Source organism: Pantoea sp. S61, from assembly GCF_016625145.1.
GTDB classification, from domain to species: Bacteria; Pseudomonadota; Gammaproteobacteria; order Enterobacterales; family Enterobacteriaceae; genus Pantoea; species Pantoea rwandensis_B.
This window is the reverse complement of sequence record NZ_JACVUO010000006.1, coordinates 156,808-177,623: the sequence shown is the minus strand read 5'-3', so window position 1 is coordinate 177,623 and position 20,816 is coordinate 156,808. Positions and strand designations below refer to the sequence as shown.

The 20,816-nt window shown below is 54.9% G+C and carries 20 protein-coding genes and 1 other annotated feature (1 of these 21 running past the window's edge); of the genes, 13 read left to right on the top strand and 7 right to left on the bottom strand.

What is annotated here, in order from left to right:
- Positions 1-26 (bottom strand) — a sequence feature (His leader region); it reaches 96 nt to the left of the window's first position.
- Positions 2-49 carry a his operon leader peptide gene (gene hisL, locus IAE30_RS14260; RefSeq protein WP_100396937.1) on the bottom strand — a complete coding sequence of 16 codons (48 nt, stop codon included), beginning with the start codon at positions 47-49 and terminating at the stop codon, positions 2-4. It overlaps the preceding feature by 25 nt.
- 180 nt (positions 50-229) lie before the next feature.
- Here hisL and IAE30_RS14255 point away from each other — a divergent pair, with 180 nt between their 5' ends.
- Positions 230-1,057 carry an SDR family oxidoreductase gene (locus IAE30_RS14255; protein ID WP_200538213.1) on the top strand — a complete coding sequence of 276 codons (828 nt, stop codon included), beginning with the start codon at positions 230-232 and terminating at the stop codon, positions 1,055-1,057.
- A 106-nt stretch (positions 1,058-1,163) separates the two neighbouring features.
- On the opposite strand, the gene IAE30_RS14250 is transcribed toward IAE30_RS14255, so the two are convergent.
- The 3 genes from IAE30_RS14250 to puuD are packed head-to-tail and all read right to left on the bottom strand — an operon-like array spanning position 1,164 to position 3,784.
- Complete coding sequence (locus tag IAE30_RS14250; protein WP_038646021.1) at positions 1,164-2,441, bottom strand: FAD-binding oxidoreductase; 1,278 nt, start codon at positions 2,439-2,441, stop codon at positions 1,164-1,166.
- Positions 2,442-2,465: 24 nt separating this feature from the next.
- A complete protein-coding gene (gene puuR / locus IAE30_RS14245; protein ID WP_200680219.1) occupies positions 2,466-3,023 on the bottom strand; it encodes an HTH-type transcriptional regulator PuuR in 558 nt (185 codons plus the stop codon).
- On the bottom strand, positions 3,020-3,784 hold the full coding sequence (puuD, locus tag IAE30_RS14240) for a gamma-glutamyl-gamma-aminobutyrate hydrolase (protein ID WP_200680218.1): 765 nt from the start codon (positions 3,782-3,784) through the stop codon (positions 3,020-3,022). The genes puuR and puuD overlap by 4 nt, the downstream gene beginning before the upstream one ends.
- Positions 3,785-3,997: 213 nt before the next feature.
- On the opposite strand from puuD, the gene IAE30_RS14235 reads away from it, so the two are divergent.
- Together IAE30_RS14235 and IAE30_RS14230 are read left to right on the top strand one after the other, a co-directional pair.
- On the top strand, positions 3,998-5,413 hold the full coding sequence (locus IAE30_RS14235; RefSeq protein ID WP_038646030.1) for a glutamine synthetase family protein: 1,416 nt from the start codon (positions 3,998-4,000) through the stop codon (positions 5,411-5,413).
- Positions 5,414-5,771: 358 nt separating this feature from the next.
- A complete protein-coding gene (locus tag IAE30_RS14230; RefSeq protein WP_038646033.1) occupies positions 5,772-7,127 on the top strand; it encodes an APC family permease in 1,356 nt (451 codons plus the stop codon).
- A 91-nt stretch (positions 7,128-7,218) separates the two neighbouring features.
- On the opposite strand, the gene ygbI is transcribed toward IAE30_RS14230, so the two are convergent.
- A complete protein-coding gene (gene ygbI / locus IAE30_RS14225) occupies positions 7,219-7,980 on the bottom strand; it encodes a DNA-binding transcriptional repressor YgbI (RefSeq protein ID WP_045815211.1) in 762 nt (253 codons plus the stop codon).
- A 259-nt stretch (positions 7,981-8,239) separates the two neighbouring features.
- Between ygbI and ltnD the strand changes: the two genes are divergently transcribed.
- The 5 genes from ltnD to IAE30_RS14200 all read left to right on the top strand — a co-directional run bounded on the left by ltnD (position 8,240) and on the right by IAE30_RS14200 (position 13,283).
- Positions 8,240-9,148, top strand: coding sequence for an L-threonate dehydrogenase (ltnD, locus tag IAE30_RS14220; protein ID WP_200680217.1), 909 nt, complete (start codon positions 8,240-8,242; stop codon positions 9,146-9,148).
- Between the two features lie 2 nt (positions 9,149-9,150).
- The gene (gene otnK, locus IAE30_RS14215) at positions 9,151-10,410 is read left to right on the top strand and encodes a 3-oxo-tetronate kinase (protein WP_200680216.1); all 1,260 of its coding nucleotides are present in this window, start codon (positions 9,151-9,153) and stop codon (positions 10,408-10,410) included.
- Positions 10,407-11,033 (top strand): aldolase, encoded by a 627-nt coding sequence (locus IAE30_RS14210; protein ID WP_038646045.1) that lies wholly within the window; start codon positions 10,407-10,409, stop codon positions 11,031-11,033. Before otnK ends, IAE30_RS14210 begins: the two co-directional genes overlap by 4 nt.
- A complete protein-coding gene (locus IAE30_RS14205; protein ID WP_200680215.1) occupies positions 11,033-11,812 on the top strand; it encodes an HPr family phosphocarrier protein in 780 nt (259 codons plus the stop codon). Before IAE30_RS14210 ends, IAE30_RS14205 begins: the two co-directional genes overlap by 1 nt.
- Positions 11,813-11,930: 118 nt before the next feature.
- Positions 11,931-13,283, top strand: coding sequence for a GntP family transporter (locus tag IAE30_RS14200; protein ID WP_200680214.1), 1,353 nt, complete (start codon positions 11,931-11,933; stop codon positions 13,281-13,283).
- A 213-nt stretch (positions 13,284-13,496) separates the two neighbouring features.
- Here IAE30_RS14200 and sbcB read toward each other — a convergent pair whose 3' ends face one another.
- The gene (gene sbcB / locus IAE30_RS14195) at positions 13,497-14,918 is read right to left on the bottom strand and encodes an exodeoxyribonuclease I (RefSeq protein ID WP_200680212.1); all 1,422 of its coding nucleotides are present in this window, start codon (positions 14,916-14,918) and stop codon (positions 13,497-13,499) included.
- Between the two features lie 200 nt (positions 14,919-15,118).
- Between sbcB and dacD the strand changes: the two genes are divergently transcribed.
- From dacD to tmaR, 4 genes are all read left to right on the top strand, one after another.
- Positions 15,119-16,285 carry a serine-type D-Ala-D-Ala carboxypeptidase DacD gene (dacD, locus tag IAE30_RS14190; RefSeq protein WP_200680210.1) on the top strand — a complete coding sequence of 389 codons (1,167 nt, stop codon included), beginning with the start codon at positions 15,119-15,121 and terminating at the stop codon, positions 16,283-16,285.
- An 88-nt stretch (positions 16,286-16,373) separates the two neighbouring features.
- On the top strand, positions 16,374-16,838 hold the full coding sequence (locus tag IAE30_RS14185) for a GyrI-like domain-containing protein (protein WP_038646059.1): 465 nt from the start codon (positions 16,374-16,376) through the stop codon (positions 16,836-16,838).
- 159 nt (positions 16,839-16,997) lie between these two features.
- Complete coding sequence (locus IAE30_RS14180; protein WP_034824691.1) at positions 16,998-18,056, top strand: FUSC family protein; 1,059 nt, start codon at positions 16,998-17,000, stop codon at positions 18,054-18,056.
- A 283-nt stretch (positions 18,057-18,339) separates the two neighbouring features.
- Complete coding sequence (tmaR, locus tag IAE30_RS14175; protein ID WP_034824689.1) at positions 18,340-18,660, top strand: PTS system regulator TmaR; 321 nt, start codon at positions 18,340-18,342, stop codon at positions 18,658-18,660.
- Positions 18,661-18,762: 102 nt separating this feature from the next.
- On the opposite strand, the gene IAE30_RS14170 is transcribed toward tmaR, so the two are convergent.
- Positions 18,763-19,830, bottom strand: a complete 1,068-nt coding sequence (locus tag IAE30_RS14170) for a LacI family DNA-binding transcriptional regulator (protein ID WP_200538220.1) — start codon at positions 19,828-19,830, stop codon at positions 18,763-18,765.
- Positions 19,831-19,929: 99 nt separating this feature from the next.
- Here IAE30_RS14170 and IAE30_RS14165 point away from each other — a divergent pair, with 99 nt between their 5' ends.
- On the top strand, positions 19,930-20,697 hold the full coding sequence (locus tag IAE30_RS14165; RefSeq protein ID WP_200680209.1) for a YdcF family protein: 768 nt from the start codon (positions 19,930-19,932) through the stop codon (positions 20,695-20,697).
- The last annotated feature ends 119 nt before the right edge of the window (positions 20,698-20,816 follow it).

The following is a 20,816-nucleotide window of genomic DNA, read 5'->3' as shown; positions in this document are numbered from 1 at the left end:
ACTAGTCAGGATGATGGTGATGATGGTGGTTGAACTGAACGCGTGTCATAGTAAATTCCGTTGCTGAATGAGTATTCATTTGCGTGCTGGTTAACCTAGCGAAGATGGAGGCGCTTGGCAACCCTTTTTTAACGTCAGTTCTCGGAACCTTCCGCAACAGTTTGCGCTGGTTTGCCATAATCGCTGGGACTAAGATGAAGTGTCTTAGCGCTGTAAAGCAGGAGTCGGTATGAAAAAAGTCGCGATTGTAGGTCTGGGATGGCTGGGTATGCCGCTGGCGATGGCGCTGACGGCGCGCGGCTGGCAGGTAACCGGCAGCAAAACCTCCCCCGATGGTGTGGATGCTGCGCGCCGCTGCGGTATTGAGGCATTTCAACTGGTGCTAACACCCGAGATTGAATGTGAAGCGGATGAGTTGGCCACGCTGATGGCGGTGGATGCGCTGGTGGTGACGTTGCCTGCCAGCCGCACGGTGCAGGGCGGAGAAGATTACATGCAAGCCGTGCAGAACGTGGTCGATACGGCATTGGCACACAAGGTGCCGCGCATCATTTTTACCAGCTCGTCGTCGGTGTACGGCACCGGTTCGGGCGTCATGAAAGAGAGCAGTGCGTTGCAGCCAGAAAGTGTGGCGGGCAAGACGCTGGTAGAACTGGAGAACTGGTTGCATGATCTGCCCGGTACCAGCGTGGATATTGTACGACTGGCGGGGCTCGTCGGGCCAAATCGTCATCCGGGGCGCTTCCTCGCCGGGAAGGTTGGACTGGAGAATGGCGGTCATGCGGTCAATCTGGTGCATCTGGACGATGTAGTAGATGCCATTGTACTGTTGCTGCAAACGCCGAAGGGTGGACGCGTGTATAACTTGTGTGCCTCAAAGCATCCAGCGCGTGATGATTTCTATCCGTTTGTCTCGAAGCAGTTAGGGCTGGTGGCACCAACGTTTGTTGCCGAGCCGGAGCGAGAGGCGGGGAAAGTGGTGGATGGGTCGAAGATCTGTAATGAGCTGGGGTTTGAATACAGCTACGATGACCCGATGAAAATGCCGCTGGAGTGAGGTTAGCGTTCGAGTGCCGACTTTTGCACTTTTTCCGTAGCGGCGAGGTTTATCGCGCGTTGTGCAAAACCCACGCAATAAACTTTGCCGCTACAATACGTTACGGCTAAACCCCCAACCGATCCCGTAACGCATACCACACCGCACCCATCGCCGTCAGTGGCACTTTAAATCGCCTGCCCCCCGGAAACGGTAAATGCGGTAATTTGGCAAACGCATCAAATCTTTCTGCCTGTCCGCGCAACACCTCGGCAATCAGCCTTCCCGACAAATGGGTACAGGTTACGCCATGTCCGCTATCCCCCTGCATAAAGAACGCATTCTTCTCGATTTGCCCAAACTGCGGCATACGTGACAGCGTCAGCAGGAAGTTGCCGCTCCAGCGATGGCTGAATTTCACCTCCTTCAGTTGCGGGAAGGTGCGCAACAGCTTGGGGCGAATCAGCGCTTCAATATCATCTGGCTCGCGTGCGCCATACACTACGCCGCCGCCGTACAGCAGTCGGTTATCGGCGGTGAGACGGAAGTAATCCAGCAGGTAATTACAATCTTCGACACAGTGATTGTTCGGCAATAAACCTAATGCCTGATCGAGGCTTAATGGCTCGGTGGTGATGATTTGCGAGCCGCACGGCATGCTTTTACGGCTCAGGCGCGGTTCAAGTTGTGAGGGGAGATAAGCATTACCGGCAAAAATCACAAAGGTGGCAGTGACTTCGCCTTTAGCGGTCTTTACCCGATGCGGCTCGCCATACTTCACTTCCAGCGCAGCAGATTGTTCATAGATACGTCCACCGTGCCGGCGAATTGCTTCCGCTTCACCCAGTGCCAGATTAAGCGGATGCAGATGCCCGCCGCGCTTATCCAGTAAGCCGCCGACGTAGCGATCGGTCGCCACTTCGCGACGAATCGCGCGCTCATCCAGCAGTTCTAATTGATGGTTGCCATAGCGCTCCCAGTTGGCTTTTTGGTTGCGCAAGTGGCCCATCTGGCGCTGATTCAACGCCGCAAAAATGCCGCCTGGACGGTAATCGCAGGCGATGGCGTAACGATCAATGCGATCGCGAATAATCTCCGCGCCCTCAAACATCATATTCCCCAGCATCTTCGCCACGTCTTTGCCGTAGCGCTGTTCGATCACGTCCACGTCGCGGCTGTAAGAATTCACCACCTGGCCGCCGTTACGACCGCTGGCTCCGAAACCAATCCTGGCCGCTTCAAGTAGCACCACGTCATAACCGGCTTCGGTCAAAAACAGCGCCGAGGAGAGGCCGGTAAATCCGCCGCCAATAATACAGACATCACACTGCACCGATTCCTGCAGTTCGGGCCACGGCTCATGCGCATTAGCCGTTGCTGAGTAATAACTTCCCACATGTTGCATCACATCCTCCTTTAGCGCGTGAACTCAGAAATTCGCTGGGGTGTGCGCACTGACGATGCGACACGGCAGCTCAGACGTATTGGTAAAACTGTGCGGCAAGCCGGTATCGATCACATAACTCTCGCCACTATAAAGGTGATAACTCTGACCATTGACTACCAGCGTGATTTCCCCTTCTAGCACCGTGCCGGTCTCCTCGCCAGGGTGACGCAGTTTCTCTCCGGTGCTGGAACCCGGTTCGTAGCGTTCAATCAGCATCGCCAGCGCACGTTTTTCAGCGCCGTTCTCCACCAGACGCAACGACACGCCGAGGCAGCCGATCTCCACGCACTCTTCCGGACGGACAATAACGCGCGGCGTGCTGTTCACCTTGGGTTCCGAAAAAAATTCTGACAACGACAAGCCGTACACTTTCAGCAATTTCTGCAAGGTACTCAGCGCTGGGCTGACTTTGTCCTGCTCAATGGTGCTAATGGCACTGTGAGTGAGTCCTGACAACTCAGCGACGCGACGCTGAGACAATCCCATCTCCTGCCGGATTTGCGATAAACGTCTTCCGGGCGCCAGAGTGGCATCATTCATGGCTGTTTTTCCTTGTGATAACAGACAGCTGCGTGGATAAAAGCCGCAAACAGGCGTTGCGAAACCGGGTCTTGATCGGAGTGCCACTCCGGATGCCACTGCACCGCAAGTGCAAACGGGTGCTGACGCAAACTCACTGCTTCAATCAGCCCATCAGGCGCACGGGCTTCAATACGCAACTGCGGGCCGGGTTCGCGGATACCTTGTCCATGCAGAGAGTTCACGGCAAAGGATTGCGCGCTGCCCAGCAGCTTGCTCAATAAACCTTCCGCTTCAGGCTGCACTTCATGCACCGGCGCGTATTGCTGTTCGAGCGGCAGCGCATCATCCTCACGATGTTCCTGAAACTGGTGCGTCATGTGCAGCTGGCGATGCAGGGAACCCCCGTTGGCCACCACCAACTCCTGCAAGCCCCGACAAATACCCAATATCGGCATTTTTTTACCGATTGCATGAGTGATCACACCAAATGCAAGGCGATCGCGTGCCGGATCGGCATGTTCTTCTTTACCCTCTTCGCCATAATGCCAGGGCTCAATATTGCTCGGGCTGCCGGTGAGTAAAATGCCGTCCAGCAGCGTCATACTGTTTTCTAATAGATAAGGGGCGTGCATCAGTTGATGCGGCAAAGGCAAGGGAACACCACCGGCAAGCACGATGGCATCGAGATACTTATTGTGAACTGTCTGTCCGAGATGGCTGCCGATGTGGTTCTGACACATCACTACGCCAATCAAGGGTTTGTCAAAAATAATGCCCATAACGTCTCCGCGTTGCTGTTCAATATTTTCACCGTTTTTGCGCGTCCGGCCTAAAAAGTGTGCAATATATTGTCAATCTAGCAACCGTCTGTTCGTTCTTCCAACAGATTTGTTACATTTGCACACTTTTTGCGTTAGCGCTATGTTAGAGGAGTGGCTGTTATTTTGAGCATTGCGCGAACCAATACTGAACGGTAAAGGACGGGTGGGAACATGACGAACCTCGTAGAAGTAGAAGACTTCACGCGGCACAGTGAAGAGAAACGAACAAGCGCGTTCCAGCTGGAGGTCAAAACCTGGCTGGAACGCCATCCTGAAACGCAGTATGTCGATATTCTTCTGAATGATTTAAATGGGGTATTTCGCGGCAAGCGCATTCCCATCGCAGCATTGGCAAAACTGGAAAAAGGGTGTTACTTCCCGGCCTCGGTTTTCGCCATGGATATTCTCGGTAATACCGTCGAAGAAGCCGGACTCGGACAGTCCCTGGGTGAACCCGACAACCTCTGCATCCCGGTTCCCGGAACCTTAATTCCCTCTGCCGCCGATCCTGAACGCATTGCGCAATTGCTGCTCACGATGTGTAACCAAGATGGCACTCCCTTTGACGTTGAACCCCGCAATGTCCTCAACCGGCTGTGGCAGCAACTGCGCAATCGAGGGCTATTCCCGGTGGTAGCGGTAGAGCTGGAGTTCTATCTGGTGGATAAAAAGCGCGATGCGGAAGGCTATATCCAGCCACCCTGTGCACCGGGCAGCGACGAACGTAACATGCAGAGTCAGGTTTATTCGGTGGATAATCTCGACCATTTTGCGGATGTTTTGCGTGAAATCGACGATATTGCTAAACAGCAGGGCATTCCTGCTGATGGCGCGCTGGCGGAAGCTTCACCGGGCCAGTTTGAGATCAACCTGCATCACACTCGTGATGTATTAAAAGCCTGCGATCATGCCATTTTGCTCAAACGTCTGGTGCGCCAGGTGGCGGAAAATCACGGCATGACGGCGACCTTTATGGCCAAGCCCTATGAGGAGTATGCGGGGAGTGGCATGCATGTGCACATCAGCATGCTGGACGCCGCCGATCACAACGCTTTCTCTCTCGATGACGGCAGCGATTCGCCGCTGTTAAAACGCGCGTTAGCCGGGATGATCGATTTAATGCCCGCTTCAATGGCGCTGCTGGCACCGAACGTGAACGCTTATCGCCGCTTCTTGCCTGAGGCTTACGTGCCCTTGCAGGCTTCATGGGGACACAACAATCGCACCGTTGCTTTACGTATTCCCTGTGGCGATGTGGATAACCATCGCGTGGAGTATCGTGTAGCCGGCGCGGATGCAAATCCTTACCTGGTAGTGTCAACAATTCTTGCCGGTATTTTGCACGGTCTGGATAATCAGCTACCTTTACCGCATGCAGTGCAGGGCAATGGACATGAGGCGGAAGGGCTGCCATTACCGGTCCGCCAGAGTGATGCGCTGTATGAATTTGAAAATAGCTACCCACTGCAAAAACTGCTGGGCGAGCATTTCAGCGGTGTGTGGCACAGCTGCAAACAGAATGAGTTAATGCAGTTTGAACGGCTTATCACCGCCACGGAGATTGACTGGATGTTGAAGAACGCCTGACTTGCAGAAGAATTTCGCTAACGTCTTGTGCCGATGGCATAAGTTGGGGCAGAATACGTCCCCTGCAAAATACGAAACATAACCGACGCTTATCACGTCGGTTATTTTTTTGCAGATTGCAGTACACACACAAATTACCGAGGCCGGACACGCATCCGGATAGATAGATACTGACAACACGCTTGGGCGTGAGATTTGAGGAAAACAAAGATGGGGCTGTTTACAATTGCACCAGCGCAAGCTGGTTCTCGCTTTCGTGATGATTACGGCGCGGCGACAATCGCAAACACTAATATCACTTCTCACTGCAGCACGTTGCGCAGTATCCCGCAGATCACCTCTGTTGGGGGCCTGAACAATGTCGCTTAACACCTCCGCACCACAGCGTGCACACCTGAAAAAATCCCTGACTCTGATCCCGGTTGTCATGATGGGCCTGGCGTATATGCAGCCAATGACCCTGTTTGATACTTTTGGTATCGTCTCTGGATTGACCGACGGCCACGTCGCCACCGCTTATGCTTTCGCGCTGATCGCGATACTGTTTACTGCCGTGAGCTACGGCAAGCTGGTACGCCGCTTCCCATCTGCGGGCTCCGCTTACACCTATGCTCAGAAGGCTATCAGTCCGCACGTCGGCTTTATGGTGGGCTGGTCATCACTGCTGGACTATTTGTTCATGCCGATGATCAACATCCTGCTGGCGAAAAGCTACTTTGAGACGCTGGTGCCGGGCATTCCATCGTGGATTTTCGTGGTGTTGCTGGTGGCCTTTATGACCATCTCTAACCTCCGTGGTATCAAAACCGTTGCCAACTTCAACAGCGTGATCGTCGTGCTGCAAGTGGTCGTGATGGTGGTGATTACCGGTATGGTGGTTTACGGTGTGGCGCACGGTGTTGGCGCAGGAACCCTGACCAGCAGCAAGCCTTTCTGGTCTGAGAATGCTCACGTAGTGCCGATGATTACCGGTGCGACAATTCTGTGCTTCTCGTTCCTCGGCTTTGATGGCATCAGTTCGCTGTCAGAAGAGACCAAAGATGCAGAACGTACCATCCCGCGCGCGATTTTCCTGACCGCGCTGATCGGTGGTGTGATCTTTATCGGTGTGTCTTACTTCCTGCAGTTGTACTTCCCGGACATCTCGCGTTTCCAGAATCCGGACTCTTCACAGCCTGAAATCATGCTGTTTGTAGCGGGTAAAGCGCTGCAGATTGGCATCCTGATTTTCTCTGTGGTCACCGTGCTGGCGTCTGGTATGGCCGCACACGCAGGCGTTTCTCGTCTGATGTATGTGATGGGCCGTGATGGCGTGTTCCCGCAGCGTTTCTTTGGCTTCGTGCATCCGAAATACCGCACGCCGTCACTGAACGTGCTGTTGGTCGGCGCTGTGGCACTACTGGCGATTAACTTCGACCTGGTCACGGCGACTGCGCTGATTAACTTCGGTGCGCTGGTGGCATTCACCTTCGTCAACCTGTCAGTGATTGCGCAGTTCTGGATCCGTGAAAAGCGTAACAAGACGCTGAAAGATCACCTCAACTATCTGGTGTTGCCAGTGATGGGTGCTTTAACAGTGGGCGCGTTGTGGATCAACCTGGAAGAGACCTCGATGGTACTCGGCCTGGTGTGGGCAGCGGTCGGTATTATTTACCTGGCGTTTGTTACTCGCACCTTCCGCAATCCGGTTCCGCAGTTCAGCGAAGAAGTGTAATTTTTGCTGCGCAATGCGTAGCGGATAAAGACTTCATGTTGTATGCAAAAGGTCGCCATATTGGCGACCTTTTGCTTTTATCCCGGCACACTCAACCCGCCAGCACCAACTCCCAACTCCCCGCACTCAGCGTTTCACGTCCCGCTTTACTTAACTCTGTATCGGTCACCAGGGTATCAAAGCGCTCCAGTGGTAATGCCAGATGCGTGGCAATCTTGTTGTATTTCGAACTGTCGCTCAGCAGCACGCGTTTACTGCTGACATCGCTGGCCGCCAGCTTGACTGGCACCTTATCTTCATCCGGTGTAAACAACCCACGTGGCCCCCAGCAGGAGGCAGAAATAAACGCGATATCAATCGCCAGCATGCGCAGACTTCTCGCCGCCGCTTCGCCCACGCTGGAGCGATTCTCACGGCATACGGTGCCGCCAGTGTGAATCAGTTTGCAGCCGCTGCTCTCCATCAATAAACGGGCGATCACGAAATCATTGGTGACCACCAGCAAATCGTCGCGCTCGACTAACTCACGGGCCAGCGCCAGCGTCGTGGTGCCTGCATCGAGATAAATGCAGCTGTTGCGTGGGATGTGGCGCGCGGCAAACTGACCAATCGCCATCTTTTCACTGCTGTACATGCTGGTTTTCGCCAGATGTGATGGCTCGGCCGCCAGACGATCGGCCGAGCGCACGCCACCCGATACCGACAGCACGGCACCTTGCTCTTCCAGTTTCTGCACATCGCGACGAATGGTCATGTGCGAAACGCCCAAGCGCTCGGTCAGCTCGGCAATGCTCACCACGCCGCGTTCGGCAACCAGCGCTAAAATTTGTTGATGACGTTCTACCGGAATCACATCGATCTCCCTGAATTACCAATTTTTCACATTGTAAGGCATCAATTCACAGCCTGCAGCACAAATTATCTCAGAGGAATGTTAGCAAATACCCCGCCATACTGGGCGTTTCCGTGGGGATGCTGGGGTGTGAATCGATGTTATGCCTTGTGCGTGTAAGTTAATTTTTGTGATTTACCGCACGTTTCTCCGCCAGTAACTGCGGCAGAATTAACACCATTGAACAAAATATCACTTAAATTAACAACGGAGGTGTGCTGTGTCAGCAACCGTGAATAACATTGGCGTCATTGGTTTGGGTTCCATGGGCATGGGCGCAGCGCAGTCCTGTATTCGCGCTGGATTGAACACTTGGGGCGTTGATTTAAATCCGCAGGCGCTGGAAACCCTGCGTCAGGCGGGTGCGCGCGATGCACAGACTTCCGCTGCCAGCTTCGCCGCAGAGTTAGATGCCGTGCTGCTGCTGGTGGTCAACGCTGCGCAGGTCAACGCGATTCTGTTTGGCGAAACCGGTCTGGCGGCACAACTCAAGCCGGGTACTGTGGTGATGGTCTCTTCCACCATTTCTTCACAGGATGCCCAGGCGATTGAACAGCAGCTGGCACAACATCAACTGCTGATGCTGGATGCGCCGGTCTCAGGCGGCGCAGCAAAAGCGGCGATCGGCGAGATGACCGTGATGGCGTCCGGCAGCGATAAAGCCTTTGCCCTGCTGAAGCCGGTACTGGATGCGGTTGCCGCCAAAGTGTATCGCGTGGGCAGCGAAATTGGCCTGGGATCAACGGTGAAAATCATTCACCAGCTGCTGGCGGGTGTTCATATTGCGGTAGGCGCTGAAGCGATGGCGCTGGCTGCGCGCGCAGGCATCCCACTCGACACCATGTACGACGTGGTCACCAACGCCGCGGGTAACTCGTGGATGTTTGAGAACCGCATGCGTCATGTGGTGGACGGTGACTACTCACCGAAATCCGCCGTCGATATCTTTGTGAAAGATCTTAACCTGGTCGCCGATACGGCAAAATCGTTACATTTCCCGCTGCCGCTGGCTTCCACTGCACTCAACATGTTTACCGAAGCGAGTAATGCAGGCCACGGCCGCGAAGACGACAGCGCAGTCATTAAGATTTTCAGCGGCATCACGCTGCCAGCGTCGAAGGAGAAGTAACCATGCGTTTAGGCGTGATTGCAGACGACTTTACCGGTGCAACGGACATCGCCAGCTTCCTGGTGCAAAACGGTTTGCCCACGATTCAGTTCAACGGCGTGCCGCAAAGTCATGACGATGTGAGCGCGCAGGCGATTGTCATTAGCCTGAAGTCACGCTCTTGCCCGGCGCAGCAGGCGATTGATCAGTCACTGGCGGCGCTCGCCTGGCTGCAACAGCAAGGCTGCGATCGATTCTATTTCAAATACTGCTCGACCTTCGACAGCACCGAACACGGCAATATCGGCCCGGTGACCGATGCACTGCTGGCCGCACTGGGGGAAACGCAGACGGTGATCTCCCCAGCGCTGCCAGTGAATGGCCGCACGGTGTATCAGGGCTATCTGTTTGTTGCCGCCCAGCTGCTGTCTGAATCGGGCATGCGTCATCATCCGGTGACACCAATGACCGACAGCAATCTGGTGCGTCTGATGACACGCCAGGCGAAAGGGCAGGCGGCGGTGATCAACGCGGCACAGCTCGATAAAGGCGCGGCCGCGGTGCGTGAACAGCTGAATGTGCTGAAAGCGCAGGGCATCAACTATGTGGTGCTGGATGCACTCAACGAACATCATCTGTTGACACAAGGTGAAGCCCTGAAAGAGACAGTACTGGTCACCGGCGGTTCGGGTCTGGCGATTGGTATCGCACGCGCCTGGGCCACCCAACAGCAAAACAGCGATGCCGAGCAAGCGGGTCGTCCACAAGGCGAACGTGCAGTGGTGATTTCTGGCTCTTGCTCGCAGATGACCAATCGTCAGGTGCAGGCCTATCGCCAGCAGGCGCCATCGCACGAGGTGTTGGTTGAGCGCTGCCTCGACGATGCGCAAGCTTACACGCAGGAGTTGTGTGATTGGGTGGCAGCGAATAACGAGCAGCCTTTGGCACCACTGCTTTTTGCCACCGCGGATGCACAGCAATTGCAGGCAATCCAGCAGCAATATGGCGCAGCACGCAGCAGCGAAGCGGTTGAGCACTTGTTTGCCGCCGTCACCCGTGAGCTGAAATCACGCGGCTGGCAGCGTTTTATCGTCGCCGGGGGTGAAACCTCTGGCGTGGTGGCACAGAGCCTGGGCGTAACGGCGTTCCATATCGGCCCGATGATTTCCCCTGGGGTGCCGTGGGTGCGTGACATCCAGCAGCCGCTGTCGCTGGCCCTGAAGTCGGGCAACTTTGGTGACGAACAATTCTTTGCCCGCGCACAAACGGAGTTTTCAGCATGACCGAACAACAAGCACGCGAAGAGATGGTGCAACTGGGCGCGTCCTTCTTCCAGCGCGGATACGCCACCGGTTCAGCCGGTAATCTTTCACTGTTGCTGGAAGATGGCAATCTGCTGGCGACACCCACCGGCTCTTGCCTTGGCGAATTGCAGGCCGACCGCCTGTCGAAAGTGACGATGCAGGGCGAGTGGATTTCCGGTGACAAGCCTTCTAAGGAAGTGGCGTTTCACCGTGCGCTTTATCTGAACAATCCCGCCTGCAAAGCGGTGGTGCACCTGCACAGTCACTATCTGACCGCGCTTTCGTGCCTCAACGATCTCGACAGCGAAAACTGCATTCGCCCGTTCACGCCCTATGTGGTGATGCGCGTGGGCGATGTGCCCGTGGTGCCGTATTACAAACCGGGTGACGATCGCCTGGCCGAAGATCTTGCGCAGCTCGCACCACGTTACAACGCTTTTCTGCTGGCCAATCACGGTCCGGTGGTGGTCGGAAAATCGTTGCGAGAAGCGGCCAATAACACTGAAGAACTGGAAGAGACCGCGCGTCTGATGTTCACGCTCGGCGACCGTTCAATTCGTTATCTTACCGATAGCGAAGTGGCGGAATTGAGGAATTACTGATGCCTAAGTTTGCAGCCAATTTATCTACGCAGTTCGGCGAATTACCCTTTATTGAACGCTTTGCCGCAGCGGCTAACGCCGGTTTCCGTGCGGTGGAGTTCCTGTTTCCGTACGACTATCCGGCTGAGGTGATCAACGCTGAGCTGGAGAAACATCAACTGGAGCTGGTGCTGTTCAACACGGCTGCCGGGAACGTGCAGGCGGGTGAGTGGGGCGTGTCGGCGATTCCGGGACGTGAAGAAGAGGCGCGTGCCGATATCGATCGTGCGCTGGAGTATGCGCTGGCGCTCAACTGCCCACAGGTGCATGTGATGGCGGCAACGGTGCCTGAAGGTGCCGACCACGCTGCATACGAAGAGACCTTCGTGCGCAATATGCACTACGCCGCTGAGCGTTTTGCGCCACACGGCATCCGCCTGCTGCTGGAAGCGCTCAATCCGGTGACGAAACCGAATTACCTCTACTCCAGCCAGTATCAAACGCTGGCGATGATGGAACGTATCGATCGTCCTAACGTGTTTACGCAGTTGGATCTGTTCCATGCGCAATTGGTAGACGGCAACCTCAGTCATCTGATTCGCGAGTACGCCGGGCGTTATCGCCATATTCAGATCGCTTCTGCGCCGCATCGTCACGAACCAGACGAAGGCGAGATCAACTATCCGTACCTGTTTAACCTGCTGGATGAAGTGGGTTACGACGGTTGGGTCGGCTGCGAATACTTCCCACGCGGTCGCACCGAAGCGGGTCTCGGCTGGTTCGCACCGTACGCGAAATAACTTTTGTTGTACCGACCTGCGCAGGGCCTTTACGCCCTGTGTGGGGAAACATTGCCTGAATCCGTCAATACCAGAGAAAGCTGTACCCAAAATATACTAATATAATTAGAGGTTTATCATGTCTACCGCGTTACTGCTCGCTATTGCGACAGCCAGCATCGTGATATTGCTGCTGCTGGTGATAAAAGCCAAAGTTCATCCATTTGTTGCTCTGCTGATTGTCAGTCTGATCGTCGCCATCAGTACCGGGATTCCGGCTGATAAGATCATGGAAACCATCTTTAGCGGCATGGGCAACCTGCTGGGTCATATCACCATTATCATCGTGTTGGGGGCGATGCTCGGCGCAGTGATTGAAGCCTCGGGCGGTGCCGAATCACTGGCGCAGCGCTTTAGTAAGTCGCTGGGCATCAAGCGCACCGTTGCAGCATTGACCATGGCGGCGTTTATCCTCGGTATTCCGGTGTTCTTTGAAGTCGGCTTTATCATTGTGATTCCGCTGATCTACGGCTTTACCAAAGTGGCGCGCGTCTCACCGTTGAAATTTAGTTTGCCGATGGCGGGCGTGATGTTGACCGTGCACGTAGCGTTGCCGACACACCCAGGCGCAGCGGCCGCAGCCGGAATTCTGCATACCGACATGGGCTGGTTAATGATGCTCGGTATCCTGATTTCCATTCCGGTGGGTATCGTCGGTTACTACGTGGCAAAAGCGATGAACCTGCGTCAATACCATCTTTCTGTGGATGTGCTTGAGCAGTTACAGCTGGCAAAACCTGAAGGCACGCCGAAAAGCGAAGTGCCACCACCGGGTGCGATGACCATTGCGGGTCTGATTGTGGTGCCGATTGTGCTGATCGTGTTGGGTACGCTGGCGCACACCATGCTGGCGGAAGACAGCATTCTGCGTGACGTGATGACGGTGATTGGCAATCCACCGATTGCGTTGCTTATTGCGCTGGCACTGGCGGCATGGCTGCTGGGCGTGCGTCGCGGCTGGAGTAAGGAGAAGCTGGAAGACTTAACTGGACGCGCGATTCCAAGTTCAGCCAGCGTGATTCTGGTCGCTGGTGCTGGCGGTGCATTCGGTAAAGTGCTGGTGGAGTCCGGTGTGGGTAAAGCCCTGGCGGTGACGCTGGAAACCCTGCATCTGCCTCTGGTGCCCGCTGCTTTTATCTTGTCACTGGCACTGCGTGCTTCACAAGGTTCTGCCACGGTGGCGATTTTGACCACCAGCGGCTTGTTGAGTCAGGCGGTGGGCGATGTGACCGATATGCAGCGCGTGCTGGTCACATTGGCGGCGTGCTTCGGTGGCCTGGGCTTGTCCCACGTTAACGATGCCGGTTTCTGGGTGGTAACGCGTTATCTGGGGCTGTCAGTCGCCGATGGCCTTAAGACCTGGACCGTACTCACCACGCTGATGGGGTTAAGTGGTTTTGCGCTGACCTGGCTGGTGTGGAGGATGATTTAAGGTATTAAGCGGTCGTCATAAATGGCGTAATGCCGCTTACTTAAGTCAATGAGTGCGTATTTAACCCGGTACGCATAAATGCGTACCGGGTCGAATGGTGCACCGATTCGAATGAAGCATTTATGCATACCTGTCGCATGATGCACTGATTCGAATAACGCATTTATGCGCTCTTGCTGGGCGGATGACGCATTGATACCCACCTGGCAACCTTTAAGACACCAACTCCTGCGCATACAAATACAACGCTTTAAGCTGCGCCATCTTCTCCGCATTATCCTCATGCAAGCTCGCTAACGACTCCAGCTCTAACAGGAACGCCTGTACGCGATCGGCATTCAGTGCTTCACGGCGATGCTGCAACCAACGCTGCTGCTCGTGATCATCCAGCGTGCCGGGGAAGTTACGCGCACGATAGCGGAACAGCAGTTTCGCAATACGTTTATCGTCGAAGGTCAAATCCAGCGCCGGTAGATTCTGCGGCGGCGTCTGACGCACAATGTTCATTGCCGCACGATCCGCATCGCTAAAGAAGCCGTCATACAGTTGCGCATCGACATCATCGGAAGGTTTGAACGGCTCCGCTTCAGCAAACAGCGTCACTGCTTTCTCGCGCACTTCGGCATGCTGACGCAGCAACGCCAGGTTCGCCAGACAGCGCTCACGATCTATATTCAGGCGTGCAGCATCTTCAGGACGTAAGGTATTCGCCGGGGCTAACACCGGGCATTTATTAATGTGCACCAGCTTAATCGGCACTGCTGCCCGGCTACCTAACTCACTCTGTTTGGTATACAACCGCTCGCGCAGTTCATCTGCATCCAGTTCCAGCAGCGGCGACATATCGCCCGCGAGATCCACCACAATCAGCGCATTACGATTATCCGGATGCCATGCCAGCGGAACGACCCAACTGGTGTTGCCACGTGCCGCGCCGAACATGCCGGAGACGTGCACCAGCGGCTTCATCTGTGGGATATCAATCAGGTTCATCAGTTTCTGCTTGTTGCGATGGGTAAACAGAAACTCGAACAGCTTCGGCTGCTTCTCTTTCACCAGTTTCGCCATCGCCAGCGTGGCATACACATCCGACATCGCATCGTGCGCCTGTTCGTGCGCCACGCCGTTGGCCTTGGTGAGATGTTCCAGTTTGAAGCTGGGGAAGCCGTCATCGTTTTCCGGCCAGATAATGCCTTCCGGGCGAAGGGCATAACAGGCGCGCATCACATCCAGCAGATCCCAACGTGAATTGCCGTTCTGCCAGCTCCAGCCGTAAGGATCGAAGAAATTGCGATAGAAGATATTGCGCGTGACTTCATCATCGAAGCGCACGTTGTTGTAACCAATCACACAGGTTTGTGGCTCGGTAAACAGCCCATGGATTCGTTCAGCAAATGCCGTCTCTGTTACGCCGCGCGCTTTAGCGACCTGTGGCGTGATGCCGGTGATCATCACCGCTTCTGGCTGGGGCAAGTAGTCATCGGCTGGCTGGCAGTAAAACACCTGCGGTTCACCTACGGCGTTGAACTCTTTATCGGTGCGCAACCCAGCAAACTGCGCCGGACGATCCAGTGAGGGACTCTTACCGAAGGTCTCGTAATCGTGGAACAAGAAGGTGAACTCAGAGGCGGGCACGGCAGTATCCTGGCAATAGAAAATCAACGCACAGAATAGTCGTGTGCAGCAGGCAGCACAACCTTGTTTACCGCTGCTGCGGGCAGGCGCACAGCATTTGTCCGCAGTTCATACTTTTTTTCAATTTATTCAACTATCCAAGCGCTAATTGCCGTAAAACGTGCGGCGGTAAATTCATTTTTTGATTTGAGGAAGAAGTGTTGAAAAGGCGTCTGCTGGTAACTGTATCTGGAATGATTGTTTGGGCATCACTGGCACACGCTGATGACAGCATGCCATTCCCAATGACACCTCCGCCGATCGATGCGGCTTCGTGGGTGTTAATGGACGCCACCACGGGCCAGATCCTCACTGCCGGCAATCCCGATGAAGAGCGTAACCCGGCCAGCCTCACCAAGCTGATGACCGGCTACGTGGTGGATCGCGCGGTTGATCAGAAAAAAATCACCCGTGATGATGTGGTCACTGTCGGTAAGGATGCCTGGGCTGCAGGTAATCCGGTGTTCAAAGGCTCCTCACTGATGTTCCTCAAGCCCGGCGACAAAGTGACGGTACGCGATCTGATGCGTGGCGTAATCATCGACTCCGGCAACGACGCCTGTGTGGCGCTGGCGGATTATGTGGCGGGCAGTCAGGACAGCTTCGTCAATATGATGAACAACTACGTACAAAAACTCGGTCTGACGCATACCCATTTTGAAACCGTGCACGGCCTGGATGCACCCGGCCAGCACACCACCGCGCGTGATTTGGCGGTGCTGTCGCGTGCCATCATCAATGGTGAGCAGGATTTCTACGCCATGTACGCGGAGAAAACCCTGAGCTGGAACGGGATTACGCAAAATAACCGTAACGGTTTGTTATGGGATCAAAACCTTCACGTTGATGGCATGAAAACAGGCCATACTGAAACGGCAGGTTTCAACATCATCGCATCGAACATTGTTGGTCGCCATCGCCTGATTGCGGTGATCATGGGCGGTAAGAGCTCGAAAGGGCGTGAAGAGCAGGCGCGTAAATTGCTGGTGTGGGGCCAGAACAACTTCGATACCGTGCAACTGTTCCATGCAGGTAAGAAAATCGGCACCGAAAACGTCTGGTACGGCAATCCGCACAAAGTGGATGTCGGCACCACTCAGGATATTTATCTGTCTCTGCCGCGCACCGAAGTTTCAAACGTCATGGCGAAATATGTGATTGAGCGTAAAGACCTGGAAGCACCGCTGAAAGCCGGTGAGCAGGTGGGTGAGATCCAGGTGATGGATAAAGATAAGCAGTTGGCGAGCTATCCGCTGTATGCCTTACAAGGTGTGGATAAAGCCGGCATCATCACGCGTATCAGTGACTACGTAAAACAGAAATTGTAATCCGCAGCGGATAGCTGAGTTACTCCCATGGCACAACAGCATGGGAGTGAAACAGTGAAGCTTTCTGCTGCTGAACGGAGGCAAAGGTATGAAAGCATCTATCGTTGAACGCAATCCTCAAAGCTGGCTGGGCTACCATCTACATGGGCCGTGGCAGGAAACCGTGCCGCGTGGGTTTAACCAGCTTAAAAGCTGGGTCGAGCAGCATGGCATGACAGGCGAGTGGCTGGCCATCTATTACGGCAATCCTGAAGTTCTGCCGCCGGAAGAACTGCGGGTTGAAACGGTGATCACCGCGCCTGCTGATGCAGTGCCCTCCTATGGCGACGACATCGAGCAAGGATTGCTGCCCGGTGGGCCATATTTTCATGCGCGCATGGAAGTGATGAATAACGATTTCTTCACCGCCTGGCACAGTCTGTTTGATCACCTCAAGACGCAAACCGACTGGCAGGTGGATAACCGCCCTTGCTTCGAACACTACCTGTCCGACGGCTCCGACAGTGGCGACTGGCTGGTGGACATGTACATTCCAGTACGTTCAGCCGACTAATATCATCAGTGCGTTACCTCGATGTTTCATAAGAGAAAATAAGATGTAGCGCACTTGTTGAATCGTAAAAAAAGAGCGGAAATAGTGCTGCGCAGCACTCAATGTTCGTGCCGTGCCAGGGTAACATAGCGCGCAAATTTTTATCGTTTCCGGACCACCATGTTACGCGCCGACAAACCCATCTCTGCCATTGAGTTCTGGTTCTACCGCCACTATCGCGCTGTGCACGGCGTGCGCATCGCTATTGCCTTCGTGCTCTGTTTTCTGTTTGTGCGTTTGACGGATATTCCGGAAGGAACCTGGCCGCTGATCACCCTGGTGGTGGTGATGGGGCCGATCTCGACCTGGGGCAATGTGTTTCCGCGTGTGATCCAACGTATCAGCGGCACTTTTGCCGGGCTGGCATCGGGTTTGATTGCTCTGAAGCTGGAGCTGATCTCGCTGCCGATGATGCTGTCATGGTGCTTCGTGGTGATGATTATTTGCGGCTATCTGACGCTGGGTAAACATCCTTATATGGCGCTGCTGATTGGTATCACGCTCGGCGTGGTAGTGGGTGCACCGGCCGGTGACTTCACCGTGGCGCTGTGGCGTGGCGGCGATGTAATCCTGGGTTCGATTATGGCGCTGCTGTTTAGTGCGATTCTCGCTCAGCGCGCCTACACACACTGGCGCATTCAGCTGTCCGATTCATTTCTGGCGATGGCGAAACTGCATCACACCGGCTTTTCCGCTAACCTGCTGGAAAAACCCCGACTAAACAAACCATTCCAGAAACAGCTGACCAGCGTCATTAAGATGCGCGCGCTGCTGGAACCGGCCAGCAAAGAGACGCGCATTCCTAAATCGGTGTTTGAAGCGATTCAGACCATCAACCGTAATATGGTTAACACGATGCAGATGCAAATTGATGCATGGTGGTCATCACGTGAGAGTCACCTGTTGCTGCTCAATGCCCCGACGCTGCGCCGCAGTCAGAAAATGACTGAAGACACGTTGAACGCGCTGGCCACATTGATGGTGAAAGGGGAGACGGAAGGCGTGATCGCCAACAGCCATGAGTTGGAAGAGATCACCCAGGAGCTGGAGCAGTTGATTGCCAACCGCAGTGGGCGCTTAGAGACCACGGCGATCTATGGCTACGTGTGGTTGAGTCTGGAACAGGCGCGTCAACTGGAGCGCATTACGGACCTGGTCCGTCTGGCACTGCGCAAATAGTTTTCTCAGGCAATGACTTAATGTGAATCACCCTTTCTTTGCGCTAAGATAAGTGCCTGTCCGAAATTAGCTGTGAAAATTGCGAACTCAGCTAGCTAGCCGCTAAGCTGTAGCTCACCCGTCATACTTCAAGACGCAGGTGCGTTAGCTACATTCACACACCCGGTCACTTACTGATGTAAGCTCGCGGGGATGTGTACATTTGCTGCCTTCCTGCGCCTTGAACTATCTAGGGTGTATGACTATTCCGCCTGCCGCGGCAGGCTCAAAGAAAGGTGCCAACATGGAAAATGCCAAGCAATCATTTCAGGACGTGCTGGAGTTTGTACGTATGTTTCGTCGTAAAAACAAACTGCAGCGCGAAATCGTGGATAACGAGAAGAAAGTCCGTGATAACCAGAAACGTGTGTTGCTGCTGGACAACCTCAGCGAGTACATCAAACCAGGCATGAGCGTTGAGGCGATTCAGGAAATCATTGCATCCATGCGTGTGGACTATGAAGACCGCGTCGATGAGTACATCATCAAAAATGCTGACTTGTCGAAAGAGCGTCGCGAGCTGTCGAAGAAGTTGAAAGCGATGGGTGAACCAAAGCCGCAGTAAAAATGTTGGGACCGTAAGGTCCCAAATTTTTTGCAGCGTAACGGCTTCCGCCACGCATTGCCTGTCGTGGCATGCGCAGTAGCCTGTGCTGCTTTAACCTGGTCAGGCTTTGGGTTTTAATTGTCGCGCTAATGCCTGCAACTGAACGGCGATCTCCGCCATATCCACATCGCCTTGCGTCGGCGCAGCTGTTGTTTCGCGCAATACCAGCTCGGTTACCAGCGGCAGAGGCTGTACCGCTTCTCCGGCCAGTTCCGCCAACAAGCGGTCCACAGATACCGCACCCAACTGCTGCAAATCCTGACGCACGGTGGTGAGCGGCGGCTGATACCACGCACTCTCGGCAGTGTCGTCATAACCAATAATCGACATCTCTCCAGGAATCTTCACGCCGTGTTGGTGCAGTGCACGCATCGCCCCAAGCGCCATCTGATCGTTCGCCACCAGCAGTGCCTGTGGCAGGCGATCCGGCAGCAACTGCAATAGCGCCTGATATCCGGATGCCGCGCTCCAGTCGCCATGCAGTACGCATATCGGCTGCAACTGGTGTGACGATAACGCCCGTTGCCATGCAGTGAAGCGCGCCCGCGCCGAAGCCGAACTCTCAGGCCCATTCAGCACGCCAATCTGCTGGTGGCCCAGCGCGATGAGATGCTCTACTGCCTGCTGCGCACCCGATTCACTCTGATACTGGCACTGGCTGACAGCAGCATGTTGTTCAACATCGAGAAACAGCACAGGCTTACTGCCGCACTGCTGCTGCACCTGCGCCGCCTGTTCAGCATCGAGCGGCAGGTTGATGAGTAGCGCATCAACGCGCTGCGCCAGCAGTTCATTCACCGTGTCCTGGGCATTTCCGGCCGTATTCGCCATGGCGATCACCAGATGGTAACCCTGTGCGGCGGCACGTTCATGGATCGCAGAGGCAATCTGTGCCGGGGCCATCAATGCCAGATCGCTGGTTGCCAGCCCCAGCGTGCGCGTGGCTTTTCCTGCCAGCTGCTGTGCCACGCGGTTGGGCACATAGTTCAGCTGTTGCATCGCGGCTTCGACTTTGGCGCGCGTGCGTGGCGAAACCTGCACGGAATGGTTGAGCACACGGGAAACGGTCTGGTAGGAAACCCCCGCCAGTGCAGCGACATCATCGAGGGTAACGGAACGCGCAGTCATAAACTCTCCTGAATCTGATAGCGGCGAGTGTAGCAAATTTTTCTCTGCTGTCGCGGAGTTAAGCCGCTACACTGCCAGTGTTAATGCGAGGAGAACGCGATGCAGCTCAATAGCCAACAGATTCAGGATATCAATACGCTTGCGGCCTGGCTGGCGCTTGACCACATGCCGACAGATGGCACGCTCGAGGTTGATTTGGCAATTCTTGCCGGTCACGCCGTACTGCCCAACGTTGAAGGTGTGATTGCGCTGGCGAAGAAGTATCAGCTGCCTCTGCTGATCAGCGGTGGTATCGGTCATTCCACGGTGCTACTGGCGGAGATGATCGCTAATCATCCGCTTTATCGTCAGATTTCTACCCAAGGCAAAAGCGAAGCAGAGTTGCTGGGCGACATGGCGCGGGTGTTTGCCGCACTGCCGGACGATCAGCTGCTGCTGGAAACCGCCTCACGTAACTGTGGTGAGAATGCCGCCTTCAGCCAAAAACTGCTGGATGAGCAGAAGTGGCAGCCGCAGCATGTGCTGCTGGTGCAGGATCCACTGATGCAGCGACGCACCTGGGAAACCTTCCGCTACCAGTGGCGCGACCGCACCGATGCGCCTGAATTTATCAGCTGGCCGGTGTTTGTTCCGCAGGTGATGATGGATGCCGGTATGCTGCGCATTATCGGTGCGCCGCCACAAGGGCTGTGGTCGATGGAGCGCTTTCTCTCACTGCTGATGGGCGAGATCCAGCGCCTGCGCGATGATGAAAACGGCTACGGTCCGCGCGGCAAAGGTTTCCTCGGGCATGTGGATATCCCGGATGAAGTTGAAGCAGGCTGGCAGCGCTTGATGCAACTCAAAGGCGTGCAGTCGCGTCTTTGAACATCAGGCCACCACCCACAGTGGCCCAACAATCCCTGTAGGGTGTGCATGTTGTACGACGGATGTTAACCATCAGGTCACCAGCAACAGCGACCTTACAAACCGCGCAAAGGTGCGCT

Coding starts and splice junctions, on each gene's coding strand:
- IAE30_RS14255 (WP_200538213.1), top strand. CDS start 230: ATGAAAAAAGTCGCGATTGTAGGTCTGGGATGGCTGGGTATGCCGCTG.
- IAE30_RS14250 (WP_038646021.1), bottom strand. CDS start 2,441: ATGCAACATGTGGGAAGTTATTACTCAGCAACGGCTAATGCGCATGAG.
- puuR (WP_200680219.1), bottom strand. CDS start 3,023: ATGAATGATGCCACTCTGGCGCCCGGAAGACGTTTATCGCAAATCCGG.
- puuD (WP_200680218.1), bottom strand. CDS start 3,784: ATGGGCATTATTTTTGACAAACCCTTGATTGGCGTAGTGATGTGTCAG.
- IAE30_RS14235 (WP_038646030.1), top strand. CDS start 3,998: ATGACGAACCTCGTAGAAGTAGAAGACTTCACGCGGCACAGTGAAGAG.
- IAE30_RS14230 (WP_038646033.1), top strand. CDS start 5,772: ATGTCGCTTAACACCTCCGCACCACAGCGTGCACACCTGAAAAAATCC.
- otnK (WP_200680216.1), top strand. CDS start 9,151: ATGCGTTTAGGCGTGATTGCAGACGACTTTACCGGTGCAACGGACATC.
- IAE30_RS14210 (WP_038646045.1), top strand. CDS start 10,407: ATGACCGAACAACAAGCACGCGAAGAGATGGTGCAACTGGGCGCGTCC.
- IAE30_RS14205 (WP_200680215.1), top strand. CDS start 11,033: ATGCCTAAGTTTGCAGCCAATTTATCTACGCAGTTCGGCGAATTACCC.
- IAE30_RS14200 (WP_200680214.1), top strand. CDS start 11,931: ATGTCTACCGCGTTACTGCTCGCTATTGCGACAGCCAGCATCGTGATA.
- IAE30_RS14185 (WP_038646059.1), top strand. CDS start 16,374: ATGAAAGCATCTATCGTTGAACGCAATCCTCAAAGCTGGCTGGGCTAC.
- IAE30_RS14180 (WP_034824691.1), top strand. CDS start 16,998: ATGTTACGCGCCGACAAACCCATCTCTGCCATTGAGTTCTGGTTCTAC.
- tmaR (WP_034824689.1), top strand. CDS start 18,340: ATGGAAAATGCCAAGCAATCATTTCAGGACGTGCTGGAGTTTGTACGT.
- IAE30_RS14170 (WP_200538220.1), bottom strand. CDS start 19,830: ATGACTGCGCGTTCCGTTACCCTCGATGATGTCGCTGCACTGGCGGGG.
- IAE30_RS14165 (WP_200680209.1), top strand. CDS start 19,930: ATGCAGCTCAATAGCCAACAGATTCAGGATATCAATACGCTTGCGGCC.